Here is a 13,701-nt window from a genome sequence, read left to right on the forward strand (position 1 = left end):
ACAGATGGTTAATGCGCTTTTTGGAGGATTTCGTCAGAATCGTTGCCGACCCTCCATTAGCAAGGCAGCAGGAAATGCCCGCAATAAGAATCCCGAAAGCATGGAGCCCGTGGGAGAGGCGGTGATACTCCCGGGGGAAGACAAATAGGCGGACGGGTCGTGGTCACCTCCGGCGCATTATATGCCTGATACGTTCCGGATATTTCCCTGTTTTGTTCCCGCTATCCCCGTGTCACTCCACGAGGGCCTGGTAGGTCAGGACCCGGAACCTTTTCGCCAGGGGCGTCTGGTGGGGAACGCTCTGCACCATAAAAACGCCAACGACATTGTCCACGGGGTCTACCCAGAAATTGGTGCCGGCAGCGCCGCCCCAGCCGTAGGCACTGTCCGCGCCCAGCTCGCCGCTTTTGCCAGCGGTGCTTTCGATGACTCCCACGCCCAGGCCAAAACCATCCATGCCCCAAAGGCCGCTGGAGTCCGCGGTGCCGAGGTGGTTCTTGCGCATGTGCTCAATTGTTTTTGGCGACAGAATTTGCACGCCGTTCAGGCTCCCGCCATTGGCAAGCATCAGGGCAAAGCGCAGGTAGTCATCGGTACTGGAGATCAAGCCACCGCCGCCACTCTCAAAGAGACTGCCGTCAAGATAGCCCTGGGTGAGTTCCGGGTCTGCGGGTACGAGTTCGGTCTCAGCGCTGAACTGCCAGGGGCTGTTCCAGTCCATGACCGTGCCTTTGGGGGTGTAGAGCTGAGCCAGTCGGGACCGCTTTTCCTCAGGTATGACAAAAAAAGTGTCGTACATGCCCAGAGGTGTAAAAAGATGCTCCCTGAGAAAGTCACCGAAGGGCTGGCCGCTGACAGCCTCAACCAGCGCTCCCTGGACATCCACCGCAACACTGTAATGCCAGCGTGAGCCCGGCTGGAAGAGCAGGGGAAGATTGCCCAGACGATCGATGAATTCCGTGAGCGTAGGGGCGCGCAGTAAATTGCTTTCGCGGTAGAGCTTGTCCACCGCTGTGTTGCCGAAAATGCCGTAGCTCATTCCCGCGGTATGACGGAGAAGATCGCGGATTGTCGGTTGGCGGTAAGGCGCCTTGCTCACCAGTTCGCCATCATCGTTTTCCTGCGCCACCGTGAGCCCCGCCAAACTCGGCAGATACAGGCTTACGGGATCTTCGAGGAGAAAGTGCCCCTGCTCGTACAGCATCATCACCGCAACCGCGGTGATGGGTTTGCTCATGGAGTAAATCCGGTACAGGGCGTCATCCGTCATGGGTCTGCCGGCCTCACGATCCGCCATGCCCCAGGTCTCATTAAAAATGACGACGCCATTGCGGGCTATGGCGCCCTGACCGCCGACCATAATGCCGTCAGCAACAGCTTCCTCCATGCGGTCGTTAATACGCTGGAGGCGCTCGCCGGAAAACCCCTCCCGGGCGGGCGACACACTGGGAATGGCCATGGCCTCGGGGTGGCTGTCTGCGATAGCTGCGTGGGTGAACAGCAGGCAAAGGGCGACAACCCAGGCGCGGGATCCTCTGAGGGGGAGTGACGTTCGCATAAATTTAAGTCTCCAAAGGGGCCCGTGCGGTGCAGCAGGCGCTGAACGTTTGTCGAATGGGCGGAGCTAAATCCGCACTTTTTACCGAAGCTCCAAGATAGGTAATTGAGACACATCGCACAAGCTGGCGCTGCTCGGCTGTACTGCGACTCTGGCTGGGGTATGCTCCGCCTGTCAGAGGCTGTTGAAAGGTCCGGTTATCAGTTTGTTCACGCGACGAAAGCTACTCCAATTCACCGCCGGTGTGCCTTTGCTGGCCGCTGCGTCGTCGCAGGAGGCCGCAGCTCAGGGGCTGGGAACGGACTACGATGTCATCGTGCTCGGTGCCGGGGTTGCAGGTCTTGCTGCCGCTGAGCGTCTCGTGAGTCTGGATGACGAGATCAAGGTGCTCGTGCTTGAGGCTCGCGATCGCATCGGTGGTCGCGTTCATTCCGTAGGCAGCGCCAGTAGTTCTCGGGATGCGGATCTGGGTGCGCTGTCTCTCAAGCAATCTCTGGGTGCCGATTGGCCCGTAGCGGAACGTCTCGGCCTCCATGTCGATGAATTCTCCGATGGAAGCCTGGGTCTCTACCCGGGTATGTCTGCCCTGGTACGCGCCCTGGCAGAGAGCTCCACAGGGCGCGTACAGTTAGACAGCGCGGTGCGCGAGGTTTTCTGGCGGGAGGGGCTTGTGGGCGTGAACTATATGAATCGCGGTCTCAGTAGCGCTGTGACCGCTCGTCGCCTGGTGATTTCCCTGCCAGCAGGCGTACTGCGAAGTGGTGCCTTAGCCATCTCCCCCGCACTGCCTGTTTCCAAGCTTGAGGCCTTGAATGCCCTGAATTTGGAGCCCGCGCTGAGTTTTGCATTTTTGTTTCCGCCGGGGAGCGCCCGGCTAAGGGATCCTTCGCAGCCCTGGCTTTTTGAGGACGCCACGACGCGTCTCCGCGCATTTCCCGGCGGTGCTGAAAATGATCTGCTTCTGGAAGCGCAGTTTCGTGGCGCCCGAGCTGACGCATTGGCCGGTCAACCGGAATCCCTGCAACTGGCACTGGCGCTTCGTGCCTTTGAGCCGGCCTTTGAGGCATTGCCGTCCCTGGATGCTGCGAGGTGGAGTGGTGCCACAAACTGGCTATCGGAGCAATTCAGCCGCGGAGCGGCAACGCAGGCTGCAACGACCCTAACCCATCTGGAGCTTGCCCGAAGCCTGGGAGGCACCGTGTTCTTTGCCGGAGAAGCCACCGCCGATCCCGCCGACGTGGGAACAGTCCACGGGGCTTACGATAGCGGTGAGCGGGCAGCGAGGGAGGTGGCCCTGTCCCTGAATCTTGAGTTGGAGCTCGCTGACCCCAACGAGCCGATACTGGAGCTGCTTTAAGCCAGATCCTGGGCTGTGCGGCCCGGGCGTCGCGGAGAGGCTATAGGTTTTGCCGCGTGCCGTTGTTGGCATGCAAGTCGTCAATCACATGCTGTGATGCCTTGAAAAACATAAGCATCGCAAGAATGCCCACGCAGTTCGTGATCAGCATGGCGTGACGGAGGTTGTCCTCTCCCGAGACAGACGCCAGCAGATCGCTGTTGAGCCCGGTGAGGAAGGGGCCAAGCCCGAGACCAATCATATTGAGTATGAAAAAAAGTACCGCGGAGGTAAGTGCGCGCATCCGCGGCGGGACCATGGCGTGGGACACGGCGATGCTCGACCCGAGATACAGGGAATTGGCGATGCTCAGCAAAAACAGCACCACCAGAATTGCCGTGGTGTTGCCGCTGGTGAGCACATAAAAATAGGGAAAGAAGGCCAGAGCGCCGCCGATCAGTGGGACCCAGGCGTACCACCGTCGGTCTCGCAGGGTGAGCCTGTCCGCCAGTACCCCTCCCGCAATTGTCCCAATGGCGCCGGACACCCCGGACACAAGAGACAAGACCAGCCCGATATCGCCGATGCTCATGCCGTGATTGCGGTATAAAAACGACGGCAGGAAGTTGCCGTTACCGTAAGCAATAAACGAAGTCAGGGCGCAGCCCATGGCGAAGTACCAGAATGAGCGTCGCTGACGAAGGACCGCCATGGTCTGCTTGAAGCTGGGCCGATCCGCGTTTGCAGTGGCGCTGTCCCATCGACCCCGGAGGGGTTCCCGTACCGTGAGCACCAGGAGTGCGGCGAGCACCACGCCGGGTATGCCCACGATCATGAACGCCTTACGCCAGCCAAAGGCCTCCGCCAGAATGCCCCCAAAGGCAAAACCCAGCAAAATACCGACGTAGATGCCCGAGGTGTACACAGAGAGGGCTGTGGCCCGTTTTTGCGGCGGAAAATAGTCGCTGATCATGGAGTGTGCCGGCGGACTGCCGCCGGCTTCGCCAAGACCCACGCCGATGCGCGCAAGGAGAAGCTGACCGTAATTTTGCACCAGCCCTGAGACAGCGGTCATACCGCTCCATACCGTTAGGGAGATGGCGACGATGTTCCGACGGTTGCTGCGATCAGCCCAATAGGCGATGGGTATCCCGGCCGTGACGTAGATAACGGCAAAGGTGAAGCCGCTGAGGAGGCCGAGCTGGGCGTCCGAGAGGCCCATATCGATTTTGATTGGCTCCTGGAGAATCACCAGTATCTGCCGGTCAATAAAATTGAACGCGTAGACCAGGGTCAGCATTAGAAGCACGAAGTTTTTGTAAGCGGGGGAATAGTCGCTTCCCGGGGGTGTCGGGGACTGTGCGGTTTCCGGAGGCGTCGGGGGGGCAGGGTGCTCAGGCAAGATAGGACACTCGATGATCAGGGTTGGCGGTAATTTTTGAGCGCGCAACATTGCCAGAATTTCGTCGATGATGGAAACCGATCTTCACGCTGGTATGCGCGAAGGCCTTTGGCTAGACTGGCGCCTTTCTCAAATTCATCCGAACTTATGACGACGCTCACGCATCTTGATGACGAGGGACGCGCCCGCATGGTTAATGTTGGCGAAAAGCCCGTGACGGCCAGGCGCGCCGTAGCCAGCGGTGAAGTCCGAATGCGCCCCGAGACCCTGGAAAAGATCCGCACAAACAGCCTGGCTAAAGGCGATGTGCTCGCCGTCGCGCGAGTGGCTGGCATTCTGGCCGCAAAACGCTGCGATGAGCTGATTCCCCTGTGCCATAGCCTGCCCCTGGATAGCGTGGATATCGACTTTGAGTTGGATGACGCGCTCCCCGGCGTCCGTGTTTCGGCGGACGCGCAGGTACACTCGCGAACCGGGGTGGAGATGGAAGCGCTTACCGCCGTCTCCATAGCGGCCATGACCATCTACGATATGTGCAAGGCCGTGGACAAGGGCATGGTGATCGAAAAGGTCTGTCTCCTGCGTAAGGAAGGCGGACGATCGGGTGTTTGGGAGCGCTCTGCGGCATCTGAGTCAGGCCCGGGCGAGGGTGAGGAGTAGCATATGAAGATATTGTTTTTTGCCCGGCTCAAGGAACAACTCGGCAAAGAGTGGGTGGAGATCCCCGATGAGGATTGCCCCGCGGATGTGGGCGCTCTGCGTCAGAAGCTCCAGCTGGTCGTCAACGCCGAATTAGCCGAGTCCCTCGAGGATCCGAATGTTTTCTGCGCCGTTAATCAGAAGGTGGTGGGTGAAAAGCACCGCCTGGCGAGTTCTGATGAGGTGGCTTTTTTCCCACCGATGACCGGAGGGTGAGTATGTTCTCCGTCGATATTACGGCGTCGCCCATCGACGTGACCGGGCTGACGCGCGACTTTCCGCGAAGCCCGAACGGCACGGGCGCCGTTGCAAGCTTCACGGGTTTTGTTCGCGGTGAGGGTATTACTGCCCTGGCACTGGAACATTATCCGGGCATGACCGAGCGCAGCATTATGGAGACTATCGAAAGTGCTGCGCGACGCTGGCCCGTGCAGGCGGTGCAGGTCGTGCACCGCGTCGGCGAGCTGAAGCCGGGGGAGCCCATCGTGTGGCTTGCCGTGGGCTCCGGGCACCGCGCCGCCGCCTTCAGCGCCTGTGAGTTCGTGATGGATTATTTAAAGGTGTCGGCACCACTGTGGAAGCGTGAGCGCGATACGAAGGGTAGCTGGCATTGGGTGAAAGCAAAGAGCGCAGATGATGATCGCGCAAAACGTTGGAGTAGGGGCGCCACTGCATGAATATTGATTCCCGCGAATTGCGGGATGCCCTGGGGCAGTTTGCCACGGGGGTATGTCTGGTCACGACGATTGATGATGAGGGCGTTGCGCAAGCCCTGACCATCAACTCTTTTTCTTCCGTGTCGCTGGATCCACCGCTGGTGCTGTGGAGCCTGCAAAAGGATGCCGATATTTATCCGGTCTATGCCACGGCTCAGAAATACTGCATCGCAGTGCTCTCAGAGGCCCAGGCGGAGTATTCCAATGGCTACGCCCAGAAAGGCGGACATCGTCTGGCCGACGCGCACTTTGAAGCGGGCCATAACGGTGCGCCTCTGATCAAAGGTGCCCTGGTGAATTTTGAATGCAGCCTTGAGCAGACTTACGACGGTGGTGATCACATCATACTCATGGGGCGCGTGACGCGCATGAGTGCTGTTGATCCTCAACCGCCCCTGGTGTTTTTTGGCGGCGGGTATCGGGGGCTGCGGTGAAGTTTTGCAGCGAATGCGGGGGAGGCATTGCCCTGCGTGTTCCCAAAGGTGATGACCGGGACCGTTTTGTCTGCAATGACTGTGATTATGTCCACTATATCAACCCCCGGGTGATCGTAGGCTGCCTTCCGGTCTATGAGGACAAGGTGCTTCTGTGCAAACGCGCGATCGAACCGCGCCACGGCCTCTGGACCCTGCCGGCGGGCTTTATGGAAAACGGTGAGACAACGGAAGAGGGTGCTGCCCGGGAAACCTGGGAGGAGGCCCGGGCCCGGGTGAGTCATCAGCGGCTCTACCGGGTGTTTGACGTCCCTTACATCAGTCAGGTTTATATGTTTTATCTCTGCTCTCTGGATGACGGGCTTTTTGGCGTAGGGCCCGAGAGTCTGGAGACGGCGCTCTACACCGAGAGTGAAGTGCCCTGGGACCAGATTGCTTTTCCCGTCGTTGAGGAAACCCTGAGAGCGTATTTCGATGACCGCCGCCGGGACGAGTTCCCCATGGCGGTCAAGGCGATTCGCTCCCGGCGGCCGCCGGCGTAGTCCCTTGATGTCGCCCTGCGTCAGCCCCTAAGGATTTAAAGATCGAAAATGGACCCAGGTCCATACTCTATTTATTGTTGAGGAACAGGAGATATCCATGGCTTTTCCAAAAACAGGCAACCTCGCGCCCGCTTTTTCATTACTCGATCAGGACGGTAACAAGGTCAGTCTCAAGGATTTTCGCGATAAGAAGAATGTGGTGTTGTACTTCTATCCCAAGGCGATGACGCCGGGCTGTACGACGCAGGCCTGTGGCCTGAGAGATAGCCAGTCGGCTCTGAAAAAACTCGACACCGTCGTGCTGGGAGTGAGCCCTGATCCCGTGAACCGTCTGGGACGCTTTATCGAAAAGCAGGATCTGAACTTCACGCTGTTGTCTGATGAGGATCATGCCATCGCCGAGAAGTACGGCTGCTGGGGCCTCAAGAAGTTTATGGGCAAGGAGTTCATGGGCATTCTGCGCACGACATTCATCATCGGCAAGGACGGTCGACTCAAGCATGTTATGGACAAGGTAAAAACCAAAAGCCATCACGATGACGTCCTGACGCTCATCAAGGAACTGGGGCTCTAGCGTCGTGGGCAATTCTCTGTCTACAGCACGCATCGTCAGCTTTAATGCCAACGGCATCCGCGCGGCCAGTCGCAAGGGGTTTTTCGACTGGATGGCGCGTTTTAACCCCGATGTTGTCTGCGTGCAGGAGACCAAGGCTCAGGCGCATCAGCTCACCGATGAGGTGTTCCATCCCCGGGGTTATCACTGCATATATAACGATGCGGTAAAAAAGGGTTATAGCGGCACTGCCGTTTACTCCCGGGTAAAACCCCGGGCCGTGACCACGCAACTCGGCTGGGAGCCGGTGGATAGCGAGGGACGTTATCTGCAGTGTGACTTTGACGGTCTTTCGGTGATCTCCCTTTACGTGCCCTCAGGCTCCAGCAGCGATGCGGCCCTGGAGAAGAAGTTCACGTTCATGGAGCTGTTCTACGAGCATCTTCGTGCGCTCAAACGGAAGCGCAGGGACTTTATCATCTGTGCGGACTGGAACACCTGTCATCAGAATATCGATCTTCGGAATTGGAAGCCCAACCAGAAGAACTCGGGCTTTTTACCCGAAGAGCGGGCCTGGTTGGACAGGATCTATGATGAGATTGGTTTTGTTGACTCCTTTCGAGTGATTGATAAGGAGCCGGATCGTTACACCTGGTGGTCCAATCGCGGCCAGGCCTGGGCCAATAACGTGGGATGGAGACTGGATTACCAGATGATTACGCCGAAGCTGGTGCCTGCGGTGCGGGCGGCTTCAATTTATACCGATGAGCGTTTTTCGGATCACGCGCCCCAGGTGATGGAGTACGCGCTGGAAATCAAGGCCTGAGAGAACCGGGCGTTTGCCGGCGCACCGCAAAACCGTTACATTCCGTCGCGATTCAAAGGCGGCGCTCCCTGTTCAAGAGGCAGAGCCCGCCGGCGACTTAGCAATAACATTTCATTGGCTTGTAAATGACTCATGAGCGACTCGTGACTGACTCACTCGTCAAGCATGAACCCCTCGTGAGTTACTCATGAGACTACCGTGAACTACTCGTAAGGAGTTACCGTGTTTATAGCATCAGCCCATGCCCAGTCCGCCGCGGCAGGCGCCCCCGCCGGAGGGGAGCTGTTTCAGATTATTTTTCTCGTTGGCCTGTTTGTCCTGTTCTACTTCATTGCTATCCGTCCCCAGCGAAAGCGCCAGAAAGAGCACGCGGCCATGGTGGCGGCCCTGGGCAAGGGTGACGAGGTAGTGACCAGTTCGGGGATTCTCGGCAAGATCGTGAGCCTCGATGATAACTACGTCGTGCTTAACGTCAGCGAGAAGGTTGAGCTCAAGTTCCAGCGTGTGCACATCCATGCCGTGCTTCCCAAGGGAACCCTCAAAAGTATCGGCTGATTCCCCGCACCTGTTTCCTACGGACATTTGTGACTCCAGGCCAATGAACCCACAAGGACCTTGCACCCATGGCTGAACTGATTGGCACCATCAACGGCATCGCCTGGGGGCCCGTTATGCTGGTGCTGCTCCTGGGCACCGGTATTTATCTCACTCTGGGGCTGGGTTTCCTGACACTCCGTAAGTTGCCCACGGGTTTTGCCCTGTTGTTTGGTGGCCGCACAGGCGCGGGCGCCGGCGACATCTCACCGTTCAGCGCGCTGATGACATCCCTGTCGGCAACCATCGGCACGGGCAATATCGCAGGCGTGGCAACAGCGATCACTCTTGGCGGTCCCGGCGCCTTGTTCTGGATGTGGATTACCGCGCTCTTTGGTATGGCGACCAAATATGCCGAAGCGGTGTGTGCGGTGCATTACCGGGAGCAGGATAGCGAGGGGCAATACAGTGGGGGCCCCATGTATTACATCCGCAACGGTCTTGCTGCCCACTGGCACTGGCTTGCCTTTGCCTTTGCGCTCTTTGGAGCCTTTGCCGGGTTCGGTATTGCCAACACGGTGCAGTCCAACTCCGTGGCTCAGGTCCTGAACGACAGCTACGCGGTCAAGCCGATCTACACCGGCCTGACCCTTATGGTCCTCGTGGGGGCGGTGGTGTTGGGCGGCATCAGGCGCATCTCCAGCGTCGCCAGTCTGCTTGTGCCGCTCATGGCAAGCAGCTATCTCCTCATGGGTGTCATCGTCATTGCCATGAACATCACCGCCGTACCCTCCGCTGTGGCCACCATTGTTGAGTCAGCGTTCACGGGCTCTGCGGCCATGGGCGGCTTCGCCGGCGCCACCATCTGGGCGGCGATTCGTTTTGGCGTGGCCCGGGGTATTTTCTCTAACGAAGCCGGGTTGGGGAGTGCGCCCATCGCCCATGCGGCTGCGCGCACGGACCAGCCGGTGGAGCAGGGCATGATCGCTATGCTCGGAACCTTCATCGACACCCTGATCGTCTGCAGCATCACCGGTCTGGTGATCGTGATCATGGACGTGATTCCTAGCGGCGTGAGCGGCGCCAGTCTCACGAGCATGGCCTTTGGCAACGCGTTTCCGGGTGGCGACATCATCGTCACCTTCGGGCTTTGTATCTTTGCGTTCACCACCATGATTGGCTGGTCCTTCTACGGAGAGCGCTGCGTGGTATTTCTTGTGGGCACAAAAGGCGTAATACCCTTCCGCCTGGCCTGGGTGCTGGCCATTCCCGTGGGTACGGTGGTGCAACTGGATCTCATTTGGCTGATTGCCGACACCCTCAACGCCTTTATGGCGATTCCCAATCTTATTGCGCTGCTGCTCCTGGGGCCCCTGGTGTTCCGCCTGTCCAGGGAATACTTCCAGCGCTAGGCCTGTTTTCGCCACTACCGGCGGTTTAACGAGGTAGTTTTCGTTTTGCCGCTGGCACCCGGGAGGGTATGCTCAGGACATGGGTGCCACACTGGATAAAAAACTGGTCATCGCGATTTCCTCGCGGGCTTTGTTTGATCTCAGCAAAAGTCACCAGGTGTACGAGGAAGAGGGGCTTAACGCCTACTCTGACTATCAGATTGAGCACGAGGAGGAGCCCCTGGAGCCTGGGGAGGCCTTTCCCCTGGTGGAGAAGATGCTCAGGATTAACGCCCGTCTCGGTGATGACAAGGGTGTCGAAGTTGTTCTTCTGTCGCGCAACAGCGCCGATACCGGTCTTCGCGTTTTCAACTCTATCCAGCACTATGGACTTACCATCAGTCGCGCAGCTTTCTGCGGGGGAGAGAGCCCCTGGCGTTACATCAACGCCTTTGGCTGTCAGTTGTTTTTGTCCAGTGAAGCGGAGGACGTACGTAACGCCCTGGAATGCGGGGTTGCAGCGGCGACCCTGGTGTCCAACAAGGGCGCCAATCGATCCACGGATCAATTGCGTTTTGCCTTTGACGGTGACGCGGTCTTGTTCTCCGATGAGGCCGAGCGCGTGTTTAAGGCCCAGGGACTCGATGCCTTCACGGCCAGCGAGCAGGCCTCGGCGCGTACGCCCTTGTCCGGCGGCCCCTTCAAGTCGTTTCTCTCGGCCCTCCACGATATCCAGCAGGCCCTGCCTGCAGAGGACCCGCCTATCAGAACTGCTCTGGTGACCGCGCGGTCCGCCCCCACGCATGAGCGGGTGATACGCACCCTGCGGGCCTGGAACATCCGAATCGATGAATCGATTTTCCTCGGGGGGCTCGATAAGACGGAATTCCTCCGTGCGTATCAGGCGGATGTGTTTTTTGATGACCAGCCGGCCCACTGCGCATTGGCGTCCCCGCATATTGCCACGGGCCATGTTCCCCACGGGGTTGCCAACGAGCGCTAAGGAGAAATTTGGGGCCTTATATCCAAAAGGCTTGAAAGTCTTGGTGGCTAATGGCTATTCTGACTAACGTACGGTCCCAACGGCCCGTTCTTTAGACGTCAGAGGCACTCATGTTATGAAGCTTCAGCAACTCCGCTACATCTGGGAGGTCGCCCACCACGATCTCAACGTATCGGCGACCGCACAAAGCCTCTACACCTCGCAACCCGGCATCAGTAAACAGATCCGTCTTCTGGAGGATGAGCTGGGGGTCGAGATTTTTTCCCGAAGCGGTAAGCATCTGACCCACGTCACACCGGCAGGACAGGTGATTCTTGAGACCGCTGGCGAGGTGCTTCGCAAGGTCGAAAGCATCAAGCACGTCGCCCAGGAATACTCCGATGAAAAGCGGGGAGCGCTGTCCATTGCCACCACGCACACCCAGGCGCGCTACGTGTTACCGGATGTGATTCGTAGTTTTATCGGCAAATATCCCGAGGTGTCCCTACATATGAACCAGGGAACACCCATGCAAATCTCCGAGATGGCGGCCGATGGCACCGTGGATTTTGCTATCGCTACGGAGGCCCTGGAGCTCTTTAGTGATCTCATCATGATGCCGTGCTATCGCTGGAACCGCTGCGTGATCGTGCCCAGGGATCACGCCCTGGCCCAGGTGTCGAGGCTCTCTCTGGAGGATGTGGCCGCGCACCCCATCGTGACCTACGTGTTCGGTTTTACGGGGCGCTCCCGTCTCGACGATGCCTTTGTTACCGCGGGACTGACGCCGCGCGTCGTTTTTACCGCCGCGGATGCCGATGTCATAAAGACCTACGTGCGCCTTGGACTGGGGATAGGCATTGTCGCGGATATGGCCCATGACGAAGAGATCGATGATGACCTCGTCGCCCTGGACGCCCGACACCTTTTTGCGAGCAGTGTGACGAGCATCGGCTGCAGAAAGGGAACCTTTCTTCGCGGTTACATGTATGACTTTATTGAGGACTTCGCACCGCACCTGAGCCGTGACCTGGTAAAGGACGCCTTTCAACGAAAAACGCGCGCAGAACTTGATGAGCTCTTTGGTGATCTGGAGCTGCCCGAGTACTAGTTCCTAGGGGTGTCCGTCGGACGATAGTGTTTTCTCCAGAGCGGTGAGAAACGCACCCACCTTGTCACGCTGTTCCTGATACTCAGCCTCAAGCCGGGAGTCATCCACCAGACCGCCGCCGGCCCAGCAATGGAGCATATCCCCGGTGTTGTACAGGGTGCGGATCGTGATGTTGCTGTCGAGTCGGCCATGGCGGGACAGGTAAAAAAGAGCGCCGCACCAGGATTGCCGCGGAGCGGGTTCCAGCTCATTGATGATCTCCATGGCACGCCGTTTGGGTGCGCCGGTAATCGACCCGCCGGGCATGCAGCCAAGAAGTAAATCCAGCGCGCTGCGGCCCGGTGCAAGTTCTCCTGTCACAACGCTTACCAGGTGATGCACCGTGGAGTAGCTTTCCAGAGAAAACAGCTCATCGGCGCGCACGGTGCCCGGGCGGCAATAGCGGCCGATGTCATTGCGCAACAGGTCCACAATCATCAGGTTCTCCGCGCGCTCCTTGGGGGAGCCCATGAGCGCCTGAGCCTGGGCTTGATCTGTTTCCGCATTCTCGTGACGGGGGCGCGTTCCTTTGATGGGCCGTGTTTCCACGCGCCCTTGATCTGCCGTAAGAAAGCGCTCCGGCGACAGGCAGAGGAGGGCGTGATCCCGTGCCAGGGGAAAAAAACCACTGAAGGGGGCTTTCGCGATCGCTCTGAGTTGGCGGTAGGCCTGGAACAGGTCGCCGGTAAAGGCGGCGGAAAACGGCTGACCTATATTGATCTGATAGCAGTCACCGCTGGCAATGTAATGCTTAACCTTCTCGAAGCACTGGCGGTATGCCTCGAGGGACCACGGATGACGGAAGGGCTCCTCCAGTCTGAACCCGGGGGGCGACTCGCTGGCCTCACCGTTACCCAGGAGGTTCTGGACCGTGTCTGTTATCCCGTCCACGGCATCGGGCTCTCCCACGAGCCAGCTCTTCTGTTCCAGACGGTCCTGTACCACCGCCCAGGGGTAGTAATGAACAACCGCGATGGGCAAAGCGCCCGGGGACGTGGCCGGGAGTTTCAACAGTCTTCTGCCAAGCTCGTAGCTGAAATGACCGATGTAGCCGCCGGTGAAGGGCAGGTCCCTCAGGGGAGAGGACGGGGCCTGCTCTTCGGCCATGCGCTGCCAGCCGCTCAGCGCCTCATGCAAGGCCTCCCCGGAACAGCCTGCTTCCAGCCGCAGACCCCTCGACGCATCGGGCTGCGCGGCCACGATGTCGAAGCGACCCCGGGATGCATCATCGCCGCTGTCCAGGAGCACAGCCTGCCCCAGGGAGCGGATCCTGTCGTAGAGGGAGCAGGGGTCTGCAAAGTAGGGGACCGGGATGCTTCGTTCCCGTCTGCCTGCTGTCTCAGGGGCCATGGATTCGATGCTCACGGCTCATGCCGATAGTTGACATAAGCTATTGTTTAAATTGACTTTCAATTGTCTGATAACTAGTCTAAGCCCGCGTCTTTTCCGCGTACTGGCTCAAAACGCGGGCCGCTGTGTTCTTTGGTTTGACACGTTTGATGTGTTGTCCAAACGGAGCCCTGTCGAAGGCTTGCAAGACAGGTCTGAACATCCCGCCTCGGCGGACAAGAAACAAGA

15 protein-coding genes are annotated in these 13,701 nt (G+C 58.7%); 12 read left to right on the top strand and 3 right to left on the bottom strand.

What is annotated here, in order from left to right:
* Nucleotides 1-232: 232 nt before the first annotated feature.
* Nucleotides 233-1,558 carry a serine hydrolase domain-containing protein gene (locus tag KT71_RS09320; protein WP_008295666.1) on the bottom strand — a complete coding sequence of 442 codons (1,326 nt, stop codon included), beginning with the start codon at nt 1,556-1,558 and terminating at the stop codon, nt 233-235.
* Between the two features lie 184 nt (nt 1,559-1,742).
* Here KT71_RS09320 and KT71_RS21070 point away from each other — a divergent pair, with 184 nt between their 5' ends.
* Entirely contained in the window at nt 1,743-2,915 is a 1,173-nt protein-coding gene (locus KT71_RS21070; protein ID WP_274518438.1) for a flavin monoamine oxidase family protein, read from the top strand.
* 40 nt (nt 2,916-2,955) lie between these two features.
* On the opposite strand, the gene KT71_RS09330 is transcribed toward KT71_RS21070, so the two are convergent.
* Nucleotides 2,956-4,296 (bottom strand): spinster family MFS transporter, encoded by a 1,341-nt coding sequence (locus KT71_RS09330; protein WP_023659527.1) that lies wholly within the window; start codon nt 4,294-4,296, stop codon nt 2,956-2,958.
* Between the two features lie 147 nt (nt 4,297-4,443).
* Here KT71_RS09330 and moaC point away from each other — a divergent pair, with 147 nt between their 5' ends.
* The 11 genes from moaC (at nt 4,444) to cysB (ending at nt 12,084) form a co-directional block, all read left to right on the top strand.
* Nucleotides 4,444-4,956 carry a cyclic pyranopterin monophosphate synthase MoaC gene (gene moaC, locus KT71_RS09335; protein WP_008295663.1) on the top strand — a complete coding sequence of 171 codons (513 nt, stop codon included), beginning with the start codon at nt 4,444-4,446 and terminating at the stop codon, nt 4,954-4,956.
* Nucleotides 4,957-4,959: 3 nt separating this feature from the next.
* Nucleotides 4,960-5,211, top strand: a complete 252-nt coding sequence (locus KT71_RS09340; protein ID WP_008295662.1) for a MoaD/ThiS family protein — start codon at nt 4,960-4,962, stop codon at nt 5,209-5,211.
* A gap of 2 nt (nt 5,212-5,213) precedes the next feature.
* A complete protein-coding gene (locus tag KT71_RS09345) occupies nt 5,214-5,672 on the top strand; it encodes a molybdenum cofactor biosynthesis protein MoaE (protein ID WP_008295661.1) in 459 nt (152 codons plus the stop codon).
* Entirely contained in the window at nt 5,669-6,145 is a 477-nt protein-coding gene (locus KT71_RS09350) for a flavin reductase family protein (protein ID WP_008295660.1), read from the top strand. The genes KT71_RS09345 and KT71_RS09350 overlap by 4 nt, the downstream gene beginning before the upstream one ends.
* Nucleotides 6,142-6,687, top strand: coding sequence for an NUDIX hydrolase (locus tag KT71_RS09355; protein WP_008295659.1), 546 nt, complete (start codon nt 6,142-6,144; stop codon nt 6,685-6,687). Before KT71_RS09350 ends, KT71_RS09355 begins: the two co-directional genes overlap by 4 nt.
* A 97-nt stretch (nt 6,688-6,784) precedes the next feature.
* Nucleotides 6,785-7,261, top strand: a complete 477-nt coding sequence (gene bcp / locus KT71_RS09360; protein ID WP_008295658.1) for a thioredoxin-dependent thiol peroxidase — start codon at nt 6,785-6,787, stop codon at nt 7,259-7,261.
* Nucleotides 7,262-7,265: 4 nt separating this feature from the next.
* The gene (locus KT71_RS09365) at nt 7,266-8,066 is read left to right on the top strand and encodes an exodeoxyribonuclease III (protein ID WP_008295657.1); all 801 of its coding nucleotides are present in this window, start codon (nt 7,266-7,268) and stop codon (nt 8,064-8,066) included.
* 222 nt (nt 8,067-8,288) lie between these two features.
* Nucleotides 8,289-8,621, top strand: coding sequence for a preprotein translocase subunit YajC (gene yajC / locus KT71_RS09370; RefSeq protein ID WP_008295656.1), 333 nt, complete (start codon nt 8,289-8,291; stop codon nt 8,619-8,621).
* A 68-nt stretch (nt 8,622-8,689) separates the two neighbouring features.
* Nucleotides 8,690-10,012 (top strand): alanine/glycine:cation symporter family protein, encoded by a 1,323-nt coding sequence (locus tag KT71_RS09375; protein WP_008295655.1) that lies wholly within the window; start codon nt 8,690-8,692, stop codon nt 10,010-10,012.
* A 79-nt stretch (nt 10,013-10,091) separates the two neighbouring features.
* Nucleotides 10,092-10,994, top strand: coding sequence for a 5'-nucleotidase (locus KT71_RS09380; protein WP_008295654.1), 903 nt, complete (start codon nt 10,092-10,094; stop codon nt 10,992-10,994).
* A 115-nt stretch (nt 10,995-11,109) separates the two neighbouring features.
* Nucleotides 11,110-12,084, top strand: coding sequence for an HTH-type transcriptional regulator CysB (gene cysB / locus KT71_RS09385; RefSeq protein WP_008295653.1), 975 nt, complete (start codon nt 11,110-11,112; stop codon nt 12,082-12,084).
* A gap of 3 nt (nt 12,085-12,087) precedes the next feature.
* On the opposite strand, the gene KT71_RS09390 is transcribed toward cysB, so the two are convergent.
* Nucleotides 12,088-13,488, bottom strand: coding sequence for an anthranilate synthase component I family protein (locus KT71_RS09390; RefSeq protein WP_008295652.1), 1,401 nt, complete (start codon nt 13,486-13,488; stop codon nt 12,088-12,090).
* Nucleotides 13,489-13,701 lie beyond the last annotated feature (213 nt).

Origin of the sequence: Congregibacter litoralis KT71 (genome assembly GCF_000153125.2) — a bacterium.
Lineage (GTDB): Bacteria > Pseudomonadota > Gammaproteobacteria > Pseudomonadales > Halieaceae > Congregibacter > Congregibacter litoralis.

Bases quoted from the DNA above. Each gene is read 5' to 3' on its own strand.
- KT71_RS09320 (WP_008295666.1), bottom strand. From the start codon at position 1,558: ATGCGAACGTCACTCCCCCTCAGAGGATCCCGCGCCTGGGTTGTCGCC.
- moaC (WP_008295663.1), top strand. From the start codon at position 4,444: ATGACGACGCTCACGCATCTTGATGACGAGGGACGCGCCCGCATGGTT.
- KT71_RS09340 (WP_008295662.1), top strand. From the start codon at position 4,960: ATGAAGATATTGTTTTTTGCCCGGCTCAAGGAACAACTCGGCAAAGAG.
- KT71_RS09345 (WP_008295661.1), top strand. From the start codon at position 5,214: ATGTTCTCCGTCGATATTACGGCGTCGCCCATCGACGTGACCGGGCTG.
- KT71_RS09350 (WP_008295660.1), top strand. From the start codon at position 5,669: ATGAATATTGATTCCCGCGAATTGCGGGATGCCCTGGGGCAGTTTGCC.
- bcp (WP_008295658.1), top strand. From the start codon at position 6,785: ATGGCTTTTCCAAAAACAGGCAACCTCGCGCCCGCTTTTTCATTACTC.
- KT71_RS09375 (WP_008295655.1), top strand. From the start codon at position 8,690: ATGGCTGAACTGATTGGCACCATCAACGGCATCGCCTGGGGGCCCGTT.
- KT71_RS09380 (WP_008295654.1), top strand. From the start codon at position 10,092: ATGGGTGCCACACTGGATAAAAAACTGGTCATCGCGATTTCCTCGCGG.
- cysB (WP_008295653.1), top strand. From the start codon at position 11,110: ATGAAGCTTCAGCAACTCCGCTACATCTGGGAGGTCGCCCACCACGAT.